We start from the raw sequence: 19,422 nt of genomic DNA, 5'->3' as shown, positions 1-19,422 counted from the left end.
CGCGGGGTTCTGTGGCAGGGTGATACCCATGCACTACACGGCCGATCCGCGCGTGGACGCCTACATCGATGCCCTGCCGGAGTGGCAGCAGGCAGTGTGCCGGCAGGTCAGGGAGCTGGTGCATGCCGCCGATCCGGAGGTCACCGAAACCATCAAGCGCACGCGCCAGCCGTACTTCGAACTGCAGGGCAATGTCTCCGCCCTGCTGGCGGCCAAGGACCACGTGAACGTGTTCCTGTACGACGGCGGGCTGACGCCGGATCCGGAACACCTCATCACCGGCGGGCACGGGAACAAGACCGGCCGGACGGTGGCCTTCTACGAGGGGGAAGCGATCAACGCGCCGGCCCTGCTCGAGATGTTCAGGTCGATCATCGCCAACAACCGTGCCGGCGGCTGGCGCCGGATCCAGAAGGGCCAGTAACCGATGAGCGATCAGCAGCACTCCCCCGGCGGGCAGGCAGAACCAACGGACGACGGCGCGGCCCGCCTTTGGGACGAGATGTACCGCAGCCGCGCCCGCGTCTGGAGCGGCCGGCCGAATCCGCAGCTGGTCGTGGAAGCGGCCGGGCTCACGCCTGGAACGGCCCTGGACCTCGGCTGTGGAGAAGGGGCCGATGCCCTGTGGCTCGCCGAACGGGGCTGGACGGTGACCGCGGTAGATGTGTCCGCCGTCGCGCTTGAACGGGCGGCCGGACGCGCAGCGGAATCCGAGGCGGGCCACCGCGTCACCTGGCTGCAGCGGGACCTGGAAACGTGGGCTCCGGACGTGCAGTTTGACCTGGTCTCCGCGCAGTTCCTGCACTCCACGGAAATGCCCTGGCAGCGGTCGCACCGGATCGCGGCGGACGCGGTGCGGCCGGGCGGGACCCTGCTCGTCGTGGGTCACCACCCGGACGGGCTGCCGCCTTGGGCGAGCCACCGCAACAGCAGCCACGGCTCCGACGCGCCGGACGGCCAGGCGCCGGGTGGCCAGGCGCCGGGCGGCCACGGGAGTGGCGGCCACGGGACGGGGCGGTACTTCACGCCCGGGCAGCTCGTGGCGGTACTCGGCATCGAACCGCCGGAGTGGGACGTGGAGGTGGCTGAAAGCCGGGAACGGGAAGCGACGGGCCCGGACGGGCAGATGGCCATCCTGGCCGACGCCGTCGTGCGCGCCACCCGGCTGCCGCTGCAGTAGGCGCCACATCCGGCGGCCGGCCGGGCCGACGGTCCGCCCAAGTCCTATGGTTTGAATCCTCGCATCTGGGCCCTGCCCTCTTCAGTGATCCGTTCCGGTCCCCACGGAGGCATCCAGACCCAGCTCAGTCGCCATCCGTCGACGACTCCGTCCAGCGCCCTGGCAACCTGCTGCTCGATCGGCCCCGTCAAAGGGAAGGCAGGCGAGGTCAGCGTGATCCTGATCAGCAAGGTGCTGTCGCGCTCATATTCCAGGCCGTAGACGAGCCCAAGATCGACCACGTTCACACCCAGTCCGGGGTCAACAACACCCTTGAGGGCCGTTATGACATCCTCGAGGGGCGCGGTGGCGGGGCTCATCGCTTGTGGCGTCGGCCTGAACTCTGTTTCTGACATCGGCCCGGGACCTTCTATTACGTCATGCGTTTGTCACGCAATTCAAAGATCTTGATACAGTCTTCCGAAGGAGGCAAGGTAAGCCTTACCTAAGCGCTTTCCTCCTGATCGTAGTTGGGAAGCGGTGCGATGAAAACACCCAGTCTCAAGCGTGCCAGGGGTGGGCCTTCACCGTGGTTGAGCAGTGGAGACGCACCGCTTTCGTCCGCCAAACCCCAAGGACCTTTTATGGCAATCCAGTACGCCCTCGCAGCCTCCAGGCCGCGTCATGGGGCCACGAGCCTCTCTTCCGACATGCCCAGCATCGATGATTTCAAGGCAGCTTTCGGCAACCATCCGGCCGGCGTCGCCATCATCACCGCCCAGGGCGCCGACGGCCCGGTGGGGCTGACGGCCAGTTCGGTCTTTTCTGTCTCGGTCAATCCGCCGCTCCTGGCGTTTTCGCTCTCTGCACAGTCATCGTCCGCGCATGCAATCCGCAAGGCCAGGACCCTCGTCGTGCATCTGCTCGGCGCAGACCAGATTGGTCTTGCGAAAACTTTTGCCACCGGCGGCATCGACCGCTTTGAGGACACGTCCGTCTGGTCCCGCCTGGTCACCGGTGAGCCCGTTCTGCCCGCGGCCGATGCCTGGCTGCGAGGGACCATCGTCAACGAGATGCATGCCGGTGACTCGGTGGTCGTCGCGATGCGTGTGCTGCAGGTCAACGTCCGATCCGCTGGGGACGAGGTTGCCGGGCCGTCCCGGCCGCTCGTGTACCACCACCGTTCCTGGCACTCACTCAGCGCTGATTCCATGGTCAGTTAAGACATCACTGCCCGCGGCCGGCCGGCGACTCAGAGCCGGCCGGCTGCTGCCGCGCGGGATGGCTGTCAGAGCGTCCCTCCGGCGGCTTCCGGTGTTCCGGAGTCGTGGCCTCCTCCACCGTGCCCGCCGTGGTGTCCGTGATGACCGCCATGATGGCCGCCGGGGCGCCCGTGATCGCCGACGCGTTCGCGGGCGAGGAAGTTTTCGATGTCGAAGAGGTTGTCCGCGCGCCGGGCGATGTTCAGCAGCGTCGTCATCGAGGCCACTTCCTCGACCTGTTCCTTGAGGAACCAGAGCATGAACTGTTCTCCGAGGGCGTCGTTTTCCGCCCGTGCCGCGGCAAACAGTTCTTTGATGTTCTCGGTGACTTCCTGCTCCTGGGCGAGCGCAAGGGCCAATGGTTCCTCTACTTTGTTGAAGTCATTGCGGACCGGTTCCACGCCGGGGATGGCGATCCTCAGTCCGCGGTCCAGGATGTAGCGGACCATCATCATGGCGTGGTTGCGTTCTTCCAGCGATTGACGGTAGAAATGCTTGGCCAGCTGGGGCAGGTCCTGCGCGTGAAACCAGACGGCAATGGCGATGTACTGCTGGGAGGCGGCAAACTCGTTGCCGACTTGGTGGGCCAGCAGATCATTGAATTTAGAGCTAGGCACCGGGGTCTCCTCGGGTCGGCGTTCAAGGCTGTTCCAGCGCCCGGGCCGGGGCTGCGGGCGGGGCCTGCAATGAGAATCCTCCGCCGCCGGCGCCGGGTCAATACCTCCCCGGCTTTGTTTCCAGGAGCGGGCGCTCCTGCTCAGAGAAGCCCGGAAATTAGCCGGCGACGCGGGGCGCTGTGGCCACCGCGGCGGCGGCGATCAGCGCCGTCAGGGCGAAAACTCCGGCGAAAGAAGCCGCCGTCGTCGTGAATGCACTGAACACGATGCCTGTAGCGGCGAGCGCCAGGGCACCGCCGAGGGAGTCCGCGATGGACATCGCCGAGCTGTTGAAGCCTTCGGTGTCCGGCGTGGACAGGGCCAGCGTCATGACGCTGAGCCGGGGATACATCAGCCCCATGCCGCCGCCGGCGAGAATCCATCCGGAAATCGCGACGGCGGCCGGCCAGCCAAACGCTGTGGTCACCAGGGCGAGGACGATGGCGGACAGCACCAGCAGCGAACCGATCCGCACCGCGACGGGGCTGCCGAGCCGGTTTCCCAGCCGGCCCTGAATGCCCGAGGCGGCTGCCCACGCGAGCGCGCCGCCGGTCAGGGTGAGGCCGGCGAACGTCGGCGCGAAAGCGTAGCGCTCCACCAGCAGGTACGGCAGGTAAACCTCGGCGCCAAAAAACCCGGCCGACGCCAAACCGCGGGTGAGGATCACGCTCGGCAGGCCCCGCCGGGCAACCAGTGTGCCGTGCGGCACCAGCGGCCTGACGGCCAGCAGCGCAACGACGACGGCGGCGCCCGCCACGACAGCCCCGGCCACCGGAACGGCGGAGGACAGGTTAAGGCCCAGCACGGCTAACGCCGCGAGCGCAGCCCAGGCAAGCCTCCCGAATGCCCAGGGCACCGGCTGGTCTTCGGGCCCCGAGCGGACGCCCCGCAGGGCGGGGACGAGCATGGCAAGGGCAGGGATGACCAGGCCCACCACGCCCAGGAACACCCACGGCCACCCGGCCAGCTGCGCCACGAGGCCCGCAGCGAAGGGCCCCACCAGGGAGGGGATGACCCATGCCGCGGAGAAGGCCGCGAAGATTTTGGCGTGCAGCCCGGGCGGGTAGGCCCGGGCCACCACCACGTAGAGGGCCACCGTCATGGCCCCGCCACCGAAGCCCTGGACCAGCCGGCCCGCCACGAGAACCGCCATGCTGCCGGCGGTGCCGGCAATCAGCAGGCCGAGTACGAACACCGCCACCGACACATAGAGCGGGGCGAGGGGGCCGCGCCGGTCGGACCAGTTACCTGCGCCCACCATGCCGATCACCCCCGTGGCCAGCGGCCCGGCGAACGCGAGGGCGTACAGGTTGGCGCCGTCGAGCTCGCGGCTCACGAGCGGCATGATGGTTGTGACCGCCAGTGATTCGAAGGCGGCAAGGAACACAAGGGCGCACGATCCCACGGTCACCAGAAGATAGGGGTGCCGGAGGATCCCGGCGGCGGGGGCGGCGGAGAGCGGCGGAGCGGATTCGTGCACGGCAGCCTGATCGGTAGTCGGTTGGTACGGGGTAGCTTGCCACAGGACGGCGCCGATGTGGAGCTAGCCGTAGCGGAGCAAGCCGCGTGGAGCAGGACGACTAGTCGGCGAGCTCCAGGCCGTGGGCATCCACGACGACGGCCCCGCTCGCCGTGGAGTCCTCGTTCAGCATCCATCCCACTCGTTTAACTGTGGACAGCATGACGACGCTCTCCACAAGTTCGATGCCGGGCACCTTTTGCTGCAGGGCAAGCTCGGCGTCCATGACGTCGGCCAGGGACTGCAGCCACATGATGATCACGAAGTTGGTGGGGCCCGTCGTCGAGGCGCTGAGCCGCACATTCCGGATGGACCGAATGCTCGCGGCGGCGGCTTCATGCTGGCCTGCAGGCACGTTGACGAACCACTGGCAGGTCACCGGAAACGACGAGTACCGCTGCGCGACCTCGCACCGCAGGGACAGGATGCCGCTGGCCAGCACCCGGTTCAGCTGGCGCTGGACGGTGGCAGGATTGCGGCCCAGGGCCCGGGCAATGTCGGCCGCAGTAGCCCGTCCGTCCCTGGCCAGATACGGCAGCAGGTCCAGGTGGCTTGCCGGCAGCGGCTCCCGCGCGGCGCCAGTCTGGTCCGGGTGCGACCGTGCGGGCCGGGCGAACGCCTGGAGGGCTGCCTGCTGCCCACGGCTCAGGACGTTCAGCCGCCAGGTGTCAGCGCCGGTGTGAAGCCGTGTGCACAGGGCCGTTTGGTACTTCACCAGTCCCTCTGTTTCCTTCAGCCGGGACACCACCTTCGTGCTGAAGTCCTCCAGGGAGCGGGTAACGACGGTCAGCATCAGATCGCGGTTGCTGGCCGCCTCCTCCACGGTGACCACCTCTGGCAGCGCAGCAAGACTGGCCGTGACCTGTTGCCGGCGGTCCATTTCGCAGTCCACAGCCACAAAGGCGAGGCACATCTGCTTCGGGTCTCCGATCAGGTGTGCCGTGGTCCACGAGGCGCCGGCCGCCCGCAGCCTGTCCCAGCGGGCGGCAAGCGTCGTGGCGTGGACGCCGAGAACGCCCGAAGCGTCCGACCAGCTGAGCCGCGGAGCGATCTGCAGGGCGTTGATAAGTGCCAGGTCTTCCTCGCTGAGCTCCACGGCAGCCCCCTTCATGCATGATTCCTGCAATTCTTGCCTATTCATGCATTTTTCCAGCACTTGAACGGCATGTGAAGCAGGTCACCCCAGAATAGACCAAGACCGAGTAAGCCGAAGTCAAAGGGAGTACACGTGCCGATTGCCGCAGACGCCAGGGAAATGCAGGGAGACCTCGCTAGTCTCCGCCACAACTTGCACCGGGAGCCGGAAATCGGCCTCGAGCTGCCGCGGACGCAGGAAAAAATCCTCAAGGCCCTGGACGGCTTGCCCTTCGAGATCACCCTGGGCCAGGACACGACGTCGGTCACTGCGGTCCTGCGCGGCGGAGCCCAGATTGGAGACGGCGATGAGGCCACGGCCGGAGGCGGCGCTACGGCCCGGCGCCCGGCAGTTCTCCTCCGCGCGGACATGGACGGGCTGCCCGTACAGGAGAAGACCGGCGTGGACTACACCTCCAGAATCGACGGCGCCATGCACGCATGCGGCCATGACCTCCACACGTCCATGCTCGCCGGGGCCGCCACGCTGTTGGCCGAACGGCAGCACCAGCTGCTCGGCGACGTCGTGCTGATGTTCCAGCCGGGCGAGGAAGGCTTCGACGGCGCCAGCTACATGATCCGCGAGGGCGTGCTGGATGCCCCGGGCCGCCGGGTGGACGCCGCCTACGGCATGCACGTGTTCTCCTCCCTCGAACCCCATGGCACGTTCTGCACCAAACCGGGCGTCATGCTCAGCGCGTCCGACGGGCTGGTGGTCACGGTGCTCGGCGCCGGCGGCCACGGCTCCGCCCCGCACTCGGCCAAGGACCCGGTGACGGCCGCGGCCGAGATGGTGACGGCCCTGCAGGTCATGGTCACCCGGCAGTTCAACATGTTCGACCCCGTGGTCCTGTCCGTGGGTGTGCTCCACGCCGGCACCAAGCGCAACGTCATCCCGGAAACGGCCCGCATCGAGGCAACCATCCGCACGTTCTCGGAAGAGTCACGGCAAAAGATGATGGACGCCGTGCCCCGGCTGCTCAAGGGAATCGCAGCGGCGCACGGCCTGGGCGTGGACGTGGACTACCAGCAGGAATACCCCCTCACCATCACGGACGAGGATGAAACGCACACCGCCGAAAGGGTCATCACGGGACTCTTCGGCGACTCCAGGCTGTCGCGCTGGGCCACCCCGCTCAGCGGTTCCGAGGACTTCTCCCGCGTCCTCGCCAAGGTGCCCGGCACCTTCATCGGCCTGAGCGCGGTGCCCCGGGACACAGACCCTGCCACGTCCCCGTTCAACCACTCACCGTACGCAACGTTCGACGACGGAGTTCTCGCCGACGGGGCCGCCCTCTATGCGGAACTGGCCATCTCGCGGCTGGCCACGCTGGCTGCCGCCCCGGCGGCGGCACCGGCCGCCCTTTCCGCCTCCTCAGCTTCCTAAGCCCAGCCCCACCAGGAGAAACCATGACCACCACCATCAACCAGCAGCGAGCAGACCGGGCGTCCACGCGAAGGACTGTGGTCGGCACCGGCATCGGCAACGCCGTCGAATGGTACGACTGGGCCATTTACGCCACCTTCACGCCGTTCATCGCGAGCCAGCTGTTCAGCAAGTCGGACCCGGCCTCGGCGGTGCTGTCCACCCTGGCGATCTTCGCCGTCGGCTTCGTGGCCCGGCCGTTCGGCGGGTTCCTCTTCGGCTGGATCGGCGACAGGGTGGGCCGCAAGGCCTCCATGACGCTCGCCGTCGGGCTCGCATCCCTGGGCAGCCTGATGATCGGCATCGCGCCGACGTTCGCAGCCGTTGGCGCGTGGGCATCACTGATGCTGCTGGTGGCCCGGCTGGTGCAGGGCCTGGCGCACGGAGGTGAGCTGCCGTCGTCGCAGACCTATCTTTCCGAGATGGCGCCCAAGGAACACCGCGGCTTCTGGGCCACCCTGATCTATACCTCGGGCACCGTCGGCATCCTGTTCGGGACGCTGCTGGGGGCGGTCCTGAACATGGCGCTAAGCACCGAGGTGATGAACGCCTGGGGCTGGCGGATCCCCTTCCTCATCGGCGCCGCGATGGGCCTGTACGCGCTGATCATGCGTGCCAGGCTGCACGAGACGGACGTCTTCGAGGGCGAGACCGTCACCGAGAAGCGCGCCCCGATCTGGCCGCAGATCGTCCGGCACCGCAAGCAGGCCCTGCAGGTCATCGGCCTGACGGTCGGGCTCACGGTGATCTACTACATCTGGGGCGTCGTGGCTCCAAGCTACGCGACTACGGCCCTGAAGATCGATCGCGGCGAGGCACTGTGGGCAGGCGTCATTGGCAACATCGTGTTCATCGCCGCCCTGCCATTCTGGGGCAAGCTCTCCGACCGGATCGGCCGCAAGAAGGTGCTGTGGTCCGGCGCCATCGGATCGGCCGTGATGCACTTCCCGATGACCTGGCTGCTGAAGGATTCGGCGTGGCAGCTCGCCGTCGGCATGTCCGTGATGCTCATCTTCATCGCCGCGAGCGCCGCCATTGTGCCCGCCGCATACGCGGAACTGTTCCCCACCAGCATCCGGACCGTGGGCGTGGGCGTGCCCTACTCCATCTGCGTGGCACTCTTCGGCGGAACAGCCCCTTACCTGCAGCAGTGGCTCGGCACGTCGCTGCGCATGCCCGACCTGTTCAACGTTTATGCGGTGGTGCTGCTGGCCGTCAGCGCGGCGTTCGTCTTCACACTCCCGGAGACGAAGGGCAAGGACCTGGCGCACTAGAGACAGGCTCAAGCGGCGGGTCAGATGAAGCGGTTGCGGCCTGCCCGGTAGCCGAAGACGGCCGCAAGCAGGCCCACCGCGAGGAACAGCACTCCGGCCGCCGCGAACGAGGCGGTGCTCTGGTGCAGCTGGCCTACCAGGAGCGTCCCTGTGGAGCCAAGCCCGTAGCCCACCCCCTGCATCATGCCGGAGAGGTGGGCTGCGGCATGCCCGTCCCGGGTGCGGAGCATGATCATGGTCAGGGCCACCGCGGTGAGGCTTCCCTGGCCCAGGCCCAGGAGTCCGGTCCATACCCAGATCAGCTCCAGCGGGCCGAAGATGCTCAGGGCGAAGCCAACCCCGGTCATGAGCGCTACGACCGTGTTGATCGCCCGCTGATCCCGCAGCCTCGCTGCCAGCGCCGGGGCGAACAGCGAGCCGAGCATCTGCAGGACGATCGAGGCGGACACCATCAGCCCCGCCGTTCCGCCGTCGATGCCGCGCTCCCGCAGGATCGGCGCCAGCCAGGCGAAGACGCTGAACGACATCATGGATTGCAGCACCATGAAGATGGTGACCTGCCAGGCGATCGCAGAGCGCCACACATTCACGCCGTCGTGCACGGCGTTGTGCTGGCCGTGACGCTGACGGATCGCGACCGGAAGGAAAAGAAGAAGGACGACGCCGGCCGGCACCGCCCAGAACCACAGCGCCGCGGTCCACTGACCGCTCGCGCTGAACACCGGATAGGTGAAACCAGCCCCCAGCGCAGCCGAGGCACAGATGGCGGTGGTGTAGAGCCCGCCCATCAGGCCGAGCCGGTGCGGGAAGTCACGCTTCACCAGCCCGGGCAGCAACACGTTGCACAACGCAATCGCCGCTCCGCATGCCGCCGTGCCCGCGAGCAGGGCGGGCAGGTGCCCCGCGCCCGGAACGTCGGCGGGCCTGGCCAGCAGCCCGGCCGTCAGCACCGCCATGGCGCCCAGCAGGACGCGCTCCGCACCGAACCTTCTCGCCAGGACGGGGGCCAGCGGCGCGAACACGCCCAGCAGAGTCACCGGGACTGTAGTCAGCACCACCACTGCCCAGCCCGGCAGGCCGGCGCCGGACGTTATTTCGGGGAGGACCGCGGAAAAGCTGGAGAACACAGTGCGCAGGTTCAGCCCGATCAGCACCAGGCACAGGCCAAGGTATGCCAGCCCCCGGCGGCCGCCGACGTGCGTGGGCTCTGCGGATGGGACGTCGTCCACCTCGGCGTCCACGAGCGATCCGGATACCGCGCCCAGGACGGGCCGAGGCGCGCCGTTCTTCACTGTCCCGCTCTTCACTGTTCCGCTCTTCGCTGTCCCGCTCTTCCCACCGGTCATCCGGCCATTCTTGCAGGGGCCGGCGCCGCGTGAGCACCCTGTCCCCGGACCGCCACGGCTATATCCCCGGCCGGTAGCGGTGCCCGAAGAGAGTTGTCCACATACGAAAGAACACCGGTTACGGCGGTCCATGGCCCGGAATTAGTCTGGCTCCAACTAACGGACGCGGCGCCGCCCGCACCCGCCTACCACCGGGAGAACCATGAGTATTCCGTTTGCGCCCAAGGTCCCCGACCATCCCCCGCCGTTACGGGGCCGGGCGGCGTCGGAAGGCACCGGCGAAGGCGGGGCGAGCGTCGTGCTTGGTGCGCTGGTGCTGCCCAGCATGCTCCTGACTATCGTGCCCACCATGTTCGCCATGCTGTTCACCCGCCCCGACACCGGCAGCAACGGCCTGGAGTGGGTGGCGGCGGCAGTCTTCTGGAGCCTGCCAACATTTTTCGGGCTGCTGGCCGCGCTCTTCGGCATCCTTGCCGTGAGGCGGCATCAGCGCGACACCTCGGCATGGAGCGCCGGCGTGGCAGGACTCTGGCTGGTGGGGACGGAAGCTGCCTTCCTCCTTCTCCCGGGGGCCATCCACGTCGTTGCCACAGCCCTGCCCTGAACGCCCGCACTGAACACCCGGGGGCGCCCGCACTGCCGAGGCCGGCGGCGTCCTGCCCCGCGGACTCCACTATTCTGGAGGTGATGAGTGAAACCCCAGATTCCCCCCGGCCGCCGGAGAACCAGACGCCTGAAAATCCCAGGACGCCGAGGCCCGTCACGCCCGGCGGCCAGGCCTCATTCGGCACCTACGGCGGAAGGCCCGTCAGTTTCGTGCGCCGCGGAACACGCCTCCAGGGACGCCGGCAAGCCGCCTGGGAAGAGCACTCGGACCGCTGGGCAGTGGACGTCCCGCGCCACGTGGCCAACACCTCGGTCCACCCGGACTACACCTTTGACGCGGAGGCCGAGTTCGGCCGGAAAGCGCCGCTGATCGTTGAGATCGGATCTGGACTTGGCGATGCCGTTTGCCACGCCGCCGAGCAGAACCCGGACACGGACTTCCTCGCGGTCGAGGTTTACACGCCCGGGTTGGCCAACACCATGATCAAGATCAACAGCAGGGGCCTCACCAACGTCCGTGTGGTGGAGGCCAACGCGCCTGAAGTACTCGCCACCATGCTTCCGCCTGGATCGGTGAGCGAGCTGTGGATCTTCTTCCCCGACCCCTGGCACAAGTCGCGCCACCACAAACGCCGGCTCATTCAGCCCGAGTTCGCCGAGCTGGCCGCCAGGGCCGTGAAGCCCGGCGGGCTCTGGCGGATCGCGACCGACTGGTCCAATTACGCCGTGCACGTGCGCGATGTGCTCGCCGGTTCCACGGCGTTCGTCAATATGCATGACGGTGAACGCAGGGGGCCCGAGAGCCCGCTCACCCACGTCTGGCAGACCGGCGTCGAGTCGCTCGTGGGCGGCGCCCCGGTGAAGGAAGGCCGGGCGCCGGTCAGCACCGAGCACACGGGACCCAACGAGGGCATCGATGAAACCGGTGGCTGGGCGCCGCGGTTTGAGGGCCGCATCCGCACGAGCTTTGAGAACAAGGCGCATGAGGCCGGCCGCATGATCTTCGACCTCTGCTACCGACGGATCTGAGGCCGCCCCGCAGCCTGGTCCGGGGCGCAGTTGCCGGCCTTATGCAGGGCACAGCTGCGGGGGCTTATGCGGGGCACAGTTGCGGCGCTTGGTTGCGCAGCCCCATCTGTTGTGCAGCCTCTGCCCGTGGCACGATGGGGAATGTGGCGGGTAGCCGCGGGAGACGCATGAGCCATGCCGGCGCGAAGGAACGACCATCAAACGAGAACTGCAGGGCGCGGCAGACAAAGCCGAAGAGGTCACCAACTCCCGCGCACTCGAGCTGCTGGCCCGGGCAGGGTTTGCCGTCAGCGGCGTGCTCCATTTTTTGGTGGGGACGATCGCCATCGGGCTGGCAGTGGGAAAGGGCGGCAGGGCTGACGTCAGCGGGGCTGTCGCAGAATTGGGCAGCCAGCCCTTCGGGCCTCTGCTGCTGTGGGCCAGCTTCGCCGCCTGCGTGGCCCTGGCGCTGTGGCAGGCCAGTGACGCCATCTTTGCCTACCAGAACCTTCCGTCCAAGGACAAAATAGTCAAGAAGCTCAAGGCCGCCGGCCAGGCGGTGGTCTACGCCGCAATGGCTGTTTCACTCGCCGCGTTCGCGCGAGGCAGCGGCAGCGACAACCGGGAATCCACGAGTGACATGACCGTGGGTCTCCTGAAGGCACCGGGCGGCCTCCTGCTCCTGATTGTCGTCGGGGCGGCAGTAGCCGTCACCGGAGTCGTCTATGTGGTCCGCGGACTCCAGAAGAAGTTCGAACGGCACATCCGCATGCCTGCATCTCCCTCGGCACGCAAGGGTGTTACGGGCCTGGGCATCGCCGGCTACGCGGCCAAAGGGGTCGCCCTCTTCGTGACGGGCCTGCTCGTCATCACCGCCGCAGCCACGCTCCGCCCCGAACAATCCACAGGACTCGACGGCGGCCTCCGGGCGCTGCGCGAACAGCCCTTTGGCATATACGTGCTCGCCGCCGTGGGGGCAGGGCTCATCTGCTACGGCTTTTTTATGGTGGTTCGGGCCAGGCTCGGCCGCATGGAATCCCAGCGCCACGGGACCTAAGGCTTGAAGTCATCGTGCAGCACGATGCGCGAAAGCTCCACTCCGCCCTCCGGAGTCTTCCAGTAGTGCAGCCGCCGCGCCGACGCCACGCTTCGTTCGATGGATGCGCGAAAGCACCTGGCACCGTCCTCGCGCTGAATCTGGGCTGCATCACCGCCACCTGTGGCACGAAGGGGATGCACCTCCCGGGCCGAACTCCGCTCCGCGAGACCGGTCAACACTTCCACCACCGCTTTCAATGCCTTGGGTACGGCGCCCTGTTCCGTCCGCGAATACAGTGAGGCGGCGAAGTCGGGACCCACGCTGTATGCCCTTGGCAGGGGAAACCTGGACTTGTCTTCGCTGGGAACGTTGCGTACCCAGGCCAGATAGATATGGTGCCGTACGCGTTCATCCGCTGCTTCGAAAGCCTCTGTTGCGTCTTCACGGGACCGCTTCAGAGCCTGCTGCATTTCACGGTTGCGGGCGCGAAGCGTGCGCAGGTCCTCCAGCTGTTTGGCGTTCTTTGCGGCCAATCCAGCCCGCAGCCCCTCACTGGCCGCCGCTTGCCGTCGCTCCAGCTCCAGCTCCGCCCGCAGGGCCGCCACCTCGCGCTCCAGCCGAAGAAGCTCCGGCCCGGCGCTGCTCCCCGCCTTGACCAACTCCTGGAGCCGGGCCACCTCAGCCTTCTCGGTGGCAAGGGAGAGCTGCAGCGTGATCAGAGCGGGCGAAGGACTGTCAGGGGCGCGTCCTGCCGTGGCCGGCGGAACCGGTTCCCCTGCAGCCAACGGGGTTTCATCGATCCCGGTGCCCATGCGTTCCGGCAGGTGTCTTCCTGCCTGCAGCCAAGGAGTCCCGCCCAGCAGCAACTCGGGGGCCGCCCGGACCTCCCCATCATCATCAACGTCGATGAGGGAAAGAACAACGGCGCCCTTGACCCTGAGGAACCGGACAACCACCACTTCCCCCTCCGTCACCAAAGTGTCTGCGGTGTCCAGAGGGTTCGACGACATCCGCTCCAGGGGAACTGGCCACCTGCAGCCGGGGAAAAGGTTGAGCGTGGCCGCCTTTCCGGTCACCTCCTCCACCAGCGCAAGCACCAGGTCACCGGAGGAATAGAGATCCGTGAGCCGGGGAACCACCTTCAGGGCGCTGACGCCCAGGGTCCTGGCATCGGCATCGTACAGCCCGGACACGGCTTGCCCTCCAGCCAGCATCCAGTCCAGGCGCACGGCCGGCAGGAGTTGCTCGCGCTGGATGGTGCAGCGGCGGCCGTCTGACAACTCCACGATGGCACGGGAGCTACCGCTCGCAAAGGCCTTGACTACGCCGTCCATCTTTTCCGCGCACTGCGGCACGACCGCCGGCGGCAGCGATGAGGTAAGCCGTCCCAGCACGTCGTCAATGATTTGTTCCGCTGCCTGTGCAGCAGCATCCGGACTCTGTGCCATCCGGAGCGGGCTTCTGTACACATCCAGCATCCAGTCGAGGTCTGCAGAATAGACCCGGGCGGCGTTCCCGTAAACGTGGGCACCGGGAGGCAGCGCGTCGCCAAGCCTATAGGTCTCGGGGCCGTTTTCGAGGTAATAAACATCGGCGAGGTCCCCCACTTCACGGGCGATATGCTCGACGTCGATCCTGTTCCGGGGCTGGCCGGGATGCCAGGCAATCACCGCCGCCGGCCGCACCCGGCCGGCTGACATCAGAGTCCGTGCGAGCTGCTCCCCGGAGGCCACAACTTCGTAGGAGCCGCCCGCATGATCGCGCTGGGGATGGCCGCGGTTGCCTGGCCGCCGGCCCGTGGCGGCGCGGTTCCTGTGCTCCCGGCTGCCGTGGCCGTGATCCCCGCCGCGCTGCTCCATCGAGTCCCCTTCGTCCTGGACTCCAGTAGAACACCCGGCTGAGACAAAAATGGGCTAATTCAGGCGCCCGGCACGGTGATCACAGCAATCGTCTGCTGCTGTTCGTTCCTCACCTCGACGCTGGCAATGCTCGAGTACTGCAGCGGGGTCGCGCTGGTGACCTGGGCCCGGCCACTGGGGGTCGCCATCCATGCGCAGGCGCGGTCTTCCGTTCCGGCGCGGTCCTTGACCCACAGTGACAGCTTTCCTTTGTTCGGCAGGCTCTTGCCGTCCACCGCCAGTTCGGTACCCCACGTCTTCTTGACCATGCCCACTGTCACCTGGATGCCGGTATCGGCTTCCACTGAATAGCTGGCATCAGGCCTGTTAGCCGGGGCCAGAAGGGGCGCCGCAGCGAAGCCCAGGGCGAGGCAAGCGGCGGCGACGGCCCCGACGAACGCGGTCAATCGCCGTCGGGAATGACGACGGCGGGCCGCCAGTTCGTCGAGGATAGGTCGCGGGACTTCGGCGGAAGGCTCCGGAGTGCGCGGCGCCCGCGGAGCCGGAACGGCGAGCGCCACGGCGTCGGGCACCGGCACGGCGTTCAGGAGGCCGGGAAGGGTCTCCAGGTCCGCTAGTTCATTCCGGCAGACTGCGCACTGCTTCAGGTGGTCCTCGAAGCGCGCCTTGTCCGCGTCGTCGAGGCCGCCCAGGATATATGCCCCCAGCAACTCATGGAGTTCCTTGCCGTTCACCGTTCCACACCCATTTCATCAAGAATTGTCCGCAGGGCCTTCACCGCGTAGAAGGCCCTGGATTTCACCGTGCCGCTTGGAATGTTCAGCTGGACGGCGGCCTCATTCACCGTGAAGCGTCGGTAATGCAACGCCACGAGTACGTCCCGGTGCTCCATGCTCAACCGGAGCAGGGCCTCTTCCATCAGCACCCTGGTGAGCAGTTCGTCGACCTTCCCGATGACCTCCGCCGGATCGGCAAGGTCGCGCTCCTCGGCCTCCTGTGGCCTGCGCTGGGATTTCCGGTAATTGTCGATCATGATGTTCCGGGCCGTCCTGAACAGGTAACTGCGCATGCTTCCCGTAATTGTCGGCGCCTGCTGCCAGACGCGCAGCACTGTCTCCTGGACGATGTCATCGGCCAGCATCGGGTCATGCGAGGCGCTGATCACAAAGCGGCGCAGGGCCATCCCATGGTCGCGATAGATTGCGGCAACCACATCTTCGTCCAGCGGCACCAGGACCTCCCGGAGGTGACTAAATGGCCGGTCCCTGCGGTCCGGCATTCTGGCATGTAAGACGCGGACGGGCCCAGAAAAGTTCATTCAGGTCCGTCGTCTGCGCTTTGAACCATTCTTCACCTTCATGCGTCATTCCAAATAGCGCCGGTGCCCAGATTCCGGCCTGAGCCAAGGAGCAGCACATGAACAAGCAATTGAGCGTTGGCCTTGCAGTTTTGGCCCTTGCCGCGTCGCTGACCGCCTGCGGCGGCGGAACCGGCACAACTCCTACCACTGCCGCCCCCACCACCACTGCCGCCGAGTCGCCCACCGCAACCGTTACCGAAACGGCCACAGCCACTGAAACGGCCGCAGTTGACCTGATGACCGCATCGTCGACCAAGGGCGAAATCGTGGTGGACGGCAAGGGAATGAGCGTCTACTACTTCACCAAGGACGTGAAGGATTCCGGCAAGAGCAACTGCACCGGTGACTGCCTCGTTGCCTGGCCGCCGGTCCTCACCACCAAGGACACCCCCACCGTTGAGGGCGTCACCGGAAAAGTTGGAACCATCGACACCCCTGACGGCAAGAAGCAGGTGACCATCGAAGGCATGCCCGTCTATCTGTGGGAGAAGGACAAGGCCCCCGGCGACATCACCGGCCAGGGCGTAGGCAATGTGTGGTATCTCGTGGCCCCCGACGGCACGATGATCAAGTAGGGCATCGATCAAGTAAGGCATCACAAGCGGTAGTGCCGGAGCCCATGCCCTCGGACACCGGCACTACCATCGGAGCATGGCGAACACACCTAACCTGAAATCCGCTGCCAAGACCTGGCAGACCATGGTGGAAAGCAACCAGGCGCTGCTGCTCCGAAAGTCTGGCCACGACGTGCGCTGGTGGGCGGAGCAGGGGCGCACGGCCGGACTGCGGAACGACGGCGAGCTCCGCGACTGGATGCGGGACGAGCACGGCATCACCGGCTACGCGCAATATGCCGTGTCTTGGGAAATGTTCGGCTATCCCGAGTTCATGCTGCGGGACGCAGATGAACTCATCGACGGCCAGTACGAATCCCACCCGCACCTGCGGCCCATAGCCGATGCCCTCCTGGCGTGGGCGGCAGCCACTGACGGGGTGGAAATCCAGATGCGCAAGGGGTACGTCTCGCTGCACAGCCCCCGGCGCAAGTTCGCCCAGGTGACCCGGGCCAACAAGACGGCCGTGGACGTGGCGCTGCGCATCGAGATGCCTATTGGGGGACGTCTCGAACCAGTGCGCGTCCGCGGCGGCGACTTCTTCGATCGAAAAGTCCGGCTCACCGCCGTCGAGCAGGTGGACCAAGAGCTGCTGGACCTGCTGGAGACGGCCCTGGAGCAAAACAGCTGAGACCATGCCGCCGATTCGACGGTTCCGTGCACACTCGATGCTGGGAAGCGTCGAGCCGGCAGGGAACCGTCGAAACGGCGGGCCACGACGCGGCCGTTGGCTCAGCCGGTGACGGTGAGGCCCACCAGGGTGCCGCCGTCGCCTTCTGCCAGGAGGCCGACGGCGGTGCTGGAGTCCGAGGGGAACACCTGGTCCGTGATCGTGGCCAGTCCGTCCTGGGCGAAGACCTCCACGGAGCAGCGGTCCAGGAAGACCCGGAGCCGCAGCCTGCCGTCGATCAGCGGAACGGCCACCCGCTCCACAGACGGGAAATCCTCGTGGAAGCCGACGTTGCCGGACGCGGTCCTGTCCAGGGTCAGCTCCCCCGTGGCGGAATCGTAAGCGAGCACGGTGCGCTCGAGGCTGGCGGCGTCGCCGCTTCCGGCGCGGAGCACCAGACCCGTTTTCCCCGCGCCTGCGGGCTCAAACTCCGCATCGATCCGGAGCACGTCACCGGACGCCTCGGCCGGGAGCCAGGTGATGCCGCTCTCCAGTTCCTGCCTGCCGAGCGTGAACAGCCCGGTTCCGGAGGCCGCGAAGGGATCCACCGCTTCCTGGATCAGCACGGGACGTCCGCCCCGGGATTCCAGCCGGACCTCCCGGACCAGGGACATGGCGCTGCGCCAGCCCTCCGAAGGCGTCGACGCGGCGTACTGCCAGTTGTTCATCCAGGCGATCATGAGCCGCCGACCGTCGGGGGCGTTGCTGAAGGACACCGCCGCGTAGTAGTCCCGGCCCCAGTCCAGCCAGCCGTAGTCGGCCATCCGGCTCCCGTCTGCCTGTTCACCCTCGGTGACGGTCGTTTCGGAGCGGAAGGTCACGCCGTCGAACGTTCCGATGAAGTACTGGCCGCCGGAGCCGCCGGCGACGCCACCCGGGCTGAGGTTGACCACGAGCACCCACCGGGTGTTTCCGGGGTCACCGTCCACGGGCAGTTCGAACAGGTCCGGGCATTCCCAGACGCCGTCAGTGGCGTTCGCCGGGCCGAAGGTGCTCAGGTACTCCCAGGTTTTCAGGTCCGCCGACTTGTAGAGAACCACTTCATGGGTGAGGGCTTCGACGGCGGCCATCACCCAGTAGCTGCCGGCGTCGCCGTCGTACCAGAAGACCTTGGGGTCGCGGAAGTCCGAGGACGCCCGGTCCAGCACCGGGTTTCCGGCGTACTTGGTCCAGGTGGCGCCGTCGTCCGTGCTGTAGGCGAGGGACTGCGCCTGCCGGCCGGCGAGCAGCGAACCGGGCGCATAGGCGCTCGTGTAGATCGCCACCAGCGGCGGGACTCCCCCAACACCGAAACCGCTGGTGTTAAGGGTGTCCACCACGGCCGAGCCGGAGAAGACGGCTTCCTGCCCGTCGCAGGGAATGGCCACGGGCTGCTCGTCCCAGTGCAGCAGGTCCACGGAGGTGGCGTGACCCCAGGACATGTTGCCCCAGACATCGCCGTGTGGGTTGTGCTGATAGAAGAGGTGGTAGACGCCGTTGGAGTAGACGAGGCCGTTGGGGTCGTTGAGCCAGTTGCGTTCCGCGGCGTAGTGCCATTGGGGCCGGTACCGGCAGTCGAGATCGGCGGTGGGGTTCATGGAAATGGTTGTCTTTCGAACTAGGAAAAGCTGGTCAGCCCTTGACGCCGCTGGAGGCGATGCTGTTGATGAAGGAGCGCTGGAACGCGATGAACAGGATCACCACGGGAACAGTGATGAGGGAGGCGTACGCCATCACCTCGCCCCAGGAGACGTTCAGCTGGAAGAAGTACTGGATGCCGATCATCACTGGCCGCAGCTCCTCGGACTGGACCACCATGAGCGGCCACAGGTAGGAGTTCCAGGCCGGGAGGAAGGTCAGGATGGCCACGGTCGCGGTAGCGGGCCCGGCCAGCGGCATCACCACTTGGCGGTAGATCTTGAACCAGCCGGCCCCGTCGATCCGCGCGGCCTCGTCCAGTTCCTTCGGAATGGATTCGAAGTACTGGTGGTAGAGGTAGATGGAGAAGGCGTTGGCGATGAACGGGATGATCTGGACCTGGTACGTGTCCAGCCAGCCCTTCGAGATCTCCAGGCTGAAGCCGTTCAGCTCGAAGTACGGCAGCTGGTTCACCCACCACACCAGGGGCAGCGCCAGCGTCTGGAAGGGGACGATCAGGGTGGCCAGAATGGCGGTGAACACCACGCGCTTGCCGCGGACCTCCATGCGGGACAGGGCGAAGGCGCAGAGGCTGTTGATGAAAATGCCGAGCACCACCGTGACCGCGGAGATGCCGATGGAGTTGATGAGGAAGCGGGCTGCCGGCACCCGGTCAAACACGGCTGCGTAGTTGACGAACGAGATGTTGCCGATGGGCAGAAATGCGGCCACCGAGGACATGTCGCCGAAGATCTGCTGGTCCGGCTTGAGCGAGGACACCAGCATGAACACGATGGGGAACGCGGCGACGGCGGCGAACAGGATGCGCACGGCCATGGCGCCGATGGAGTTGAGGCGGAGGGCGCTTTTCAC

Annotated in this window: 20 protein-coding genes; 10 read left to right on the top strand and 10 right to left on the bottom strand. The window is 66.8% G+C overall.

Features of this window, described 5'->3' with window-relative positions; all coding sequences use genetic code 11:
* The first annotated feature begins 28 nt into the window (after positions 1-28).
* Positions 29-424, top strand: coding sequence for a DUF1801 domain-containing protein (locus AC5RUM_RS15915; RefSeq protein WP_494035838.1), 396 nt, complete (start codon positions 29-31; stop codon positions 422-424).
* Positions 425-427: 3 nt separating this feature from the next.
* Positions 428-1,180, top strand: a complete 753-nt coding sequence (locus AC5RUM_RS15910) for an SAM-dependent methyltransferase (protein ID WP_494035837.1) — start codon at positions 428-430, stop codon at positions 1,178-1,180.
* Positions 1,181-1,224: 44 nt separating this feature from the next.
* Here AC5RUM_RS15910 and AC5RUM_RS15905 read toward each other — a convergent pair whose 3' ends face one another.
* Positions 1,225-1,575, bottom strand: a complete 351-nt coding sequence (locus tag AC5RUM_RS15905) for a metal-sulfur cluster assembly factor (protein WP_494035836.1) — start codon at positions 1,573-1,575, stop codon at positions 1,225-1,227.
* 228 nt (positions 1,576-1,803) lie between these two features.
* On the opposite strand from AC5RUM_RS15905, the gene AC5RUM_RS15900 reads away from it, so the two are divergent.
* Positions 1,804-2,382 (top strand): flavin reductase family protein, encoded by a 579-nt coding sequence (locus AC5RUM_RS15900; RefSeq protein ID WP_494035835.1) that lies wholly within the window; start codon positions 1,804-1,806, stop codon positions 2,380-2,382.
* Between the two features lie 65 nt (positions 2,383-2,447).
* On the opposite strand, the gene AC5RUM_RS15895 is transcribed toward AC5RUM_RS15900, so the two are convergent.
* The 3 genes from AC5RUM_RS15895 to AC5RUM_RS15885 all read right to left on the bottom strand — a co-directional run bounded on the left by AC5RUM_RS15895 (position 2,448) and on the right by AC5RUM_RS15885 (position 5,707).
* Positions 2,448-3,038 carry a ferritin gene (locus AC5RUM_RS15895; RefSeq protein WP_494035834.1) on the bottom strand — a complete coding sequence of 197 codons (591 nt, stop codon included), beginning with the start codon at positions 3,036-3,038 and terminating at the stop codon, positions 2,448-2,450.
* Between the two features lie 157 nt (positions 3,039-3,195).
* Positions 3,196-4,557 (bottom strand): MFS transporter, encoded by a 1,362-nt coding sequence (locus AC5RUM_RS15890; RefSeq protein ID WP_494035833.1) that lies wholly within the window; start codon positions 4,555-4,557, stop codon positions 3,196-3,198.
* 100 nt (positions 4,558-4,657) lie between these two features.
* Entirely contained in the window at positions 4,658-5,707 is a 1,050-nt protein-coding gene (locus tag AC5RUM_RS15885; RefSeq protein ID WP_494035832.1) for an Lrp/AsnC family transcriptional regulator, read from the bottom strand.
* Between the two features lie 117 nt (positions 5,708-5,824).
* Here AC5RUM_RS15885 and AC5RUM_RS15880 point away from each other — a divergent pair, with 117 nt between their 5' ends.
* A complete protein-coding gene (locus AC5RUM_RS15880; protein WP_494035831.1) occupies positions 5,825-7,117 on the top strand; it encodes a M20 metallopeptidase family protein in 1,293 nt (430 codons plus the stop codon).
* A 23-nt stretch (positions 7,118-7,140) separates the two neighbouring features.
* Positions 7,141-8,430 carry an MFS transporter gene (locus AC5RUM_RS15875; RefSeq protein ID WP_494035830.1) on the top strand — a complete coding sequence of 430 codons (1,290 nt, stop codon included), beginning with the start codon at positions 7,141-7,143 and terminating at the stop codon, positions 8,428-8,430.
* 20 nt (positions 8,431-8,450) lie between these two features.
* Here AC5RUM_RS15875 and AC5RUM_RS15870 read toward each other — a convergent pair whose 3' ends face one another.
* The gene (locus AC5RUM_RS15870) at positions 8,451-9,776 is read right to left on the bottom strand and encodes an MFS transporter (protein ID WP_494035829.1); all 1,326 of its coding nucleotides are present in this window, start codon (positions 9,774-9,776) and stop codon (positions 8,451-8,453) included.
* Positions 9,777-9,978: 202 nt separating this feature from the next.
* Here AC5RUM_RS15870 and AC5RUM_RS15865 point away from each other — a divergent pair, with 202 nt between their 5' ends.
* From AC5RUM_RS15865 to AC5RUM_RS15855, 3 genes are all read left to right on the top strand, one after another.
* On the top strand, positions 9,979-10,380 hold the full coding sequence (locus AC5RUM_RS15865) for a hypothetical protein (RefSeq protein ID WP_494035828.1): 402 nt from the start codon (positions 9,979-9,981) through the stop codon (positions 10,378-10,380).
* Between the two features lie 83 nt (positions 10,381-10,463).
* Positions 10,464-11,411 carry a tRNA (guanosine(46)-N7)-methyltransferase TrmB gene (gene trmB / locus AC5RUM_RS15860; RefSeq protein ID WP_494035827.1) on the top strand — a complete coding sequence of 316 codons (948 nt, stop codon included), beginning with the start codon at positions 10,464-10,466 and terminating at the stop codon, positions 11,409-11,411.
* A 208-nt stretch (positions 11,412-11,619) separates the two neighbouring features.
* Positions 11,620-12,447 (top strand): DUF1206 domain-containing protein, encoded by an 828-nt coding sequence (locus tag AC5RUM_RS15855; protein ID WP_494035901.1) that lies wholly within the window; start codon positions 11,620-11,622, stop codon positions 12,445-12,447.
* Here AC5RUM_RS15855 and AC5RUM_RS15850 read toward each other — a convergent pair.
* Genes AC5RUM_RS15850 through AC5RUM_RS15840 form a run of 3 tightly spaced genes read right to left on the bottom strand, consistent with a single transcriptional unit; the run spans position 12,444 to position 15,519 of the window.
* Entirely contained in the window at positions 12,444-14,288 is a 1,845-nt protein-coding gene (locus AC5RUM_RS15850) for a hypothetical protein (protein ID WP_494035826.1), read from the bottom strand. The genes AC5RUM_RS15855 and AC5RUM_RS15850 overlap by 4 nt on opposite strands.
* A 59-nt stretch (positions 14,289-14,347) precedes the next feature.
* Positions 14,348-15,022: an anti-sigma factor gene (locus AC5RUM_RS15845; protein WP_494035825.1), complete on the bottom strand. Its 675-nt coding sequence runs from the start codon at positions 15,020-15,022 to the stop codon at positions 14,348-14,350.
* A complete protein-coding gene (locus AC5RUM_RS15840; protein ID WP_494035824.1) occupies positions 15,019-15,519 on the bottom strand; it encodes a sigma-70 family RNA polymerase sigma factor in 501 nt (166 codons plus the stop codon). Before AC5RUM_RS15840 ends, AC5RUM_RS15845 begins: the two co-directional genes overlap by 4 nt.
* A gap of 185 nt (positions 15,520-15,704) precedes the next feature.
* Between AC5RUM_RS15840 and AC5RUM_RS15835 the strand changes: the two genes are divergently transcribed.
* The gene (locus AC5RUM_RS15835) at positions 15,705-16,223 is read left to right on the top strand and encodes a COG4315 family predicted lipoprotein (RefSeq protein ID WP_494035823.1); all 519 of its coding nucleotides are present in this window, start codon (positions 15,705-15,707) and stop codon (positions 16,221-16,223) included.
* A gap of 76 nt (positions 16,224-16,299) precedes the next feature.
* A complete protein-coding gene (locus AC5RUM_RS15830) occupies positions 16,300-16,893 on the top strand; it encodes a DUF5655 domain-containing protein (RefSeq protein WP_494035822.1) in 594 nt (197 codons plus the stop codon).
* Between the two features lie 101 nt (positions 16,894-16,994).
* Here the strand turns inward: AC5RUM_RS15830 and AC5RUM_RS15825 are convergent, their stop codons facing one another.
* Complete coding sequence (locus AC5RUM_RS15825) at positions 16,995-18,509, bottom strand: glycoside hydrolase family 32 protein (RefSeq protein WP_494035821.1); 1,515 nt, start codon at positions 18,507-18,509, stop codon at positions 16,995-16,997.
* Positions 18,510-18,543: 34 nt separating this feature from the next.
* Complete coding sequence (locus AC5RUM_RS15820) at positions 18,544-19,422, bottom strand: carbohydrate ABC transporter permease (RefSeq protein ID WP_494035820.1); 879 nt, start codon at positions 19,420-19,422, stop codon at positions 18,544-18,546.

It is taken from the genome of Arthrobacter sp. B2060 (assembly GCF_059090445.1).
The sequence above is the reverse complement of the archived record's forward strand: the minus strand, read 5'-3'. Positions and strand labels throughout refer to the sequence as shown.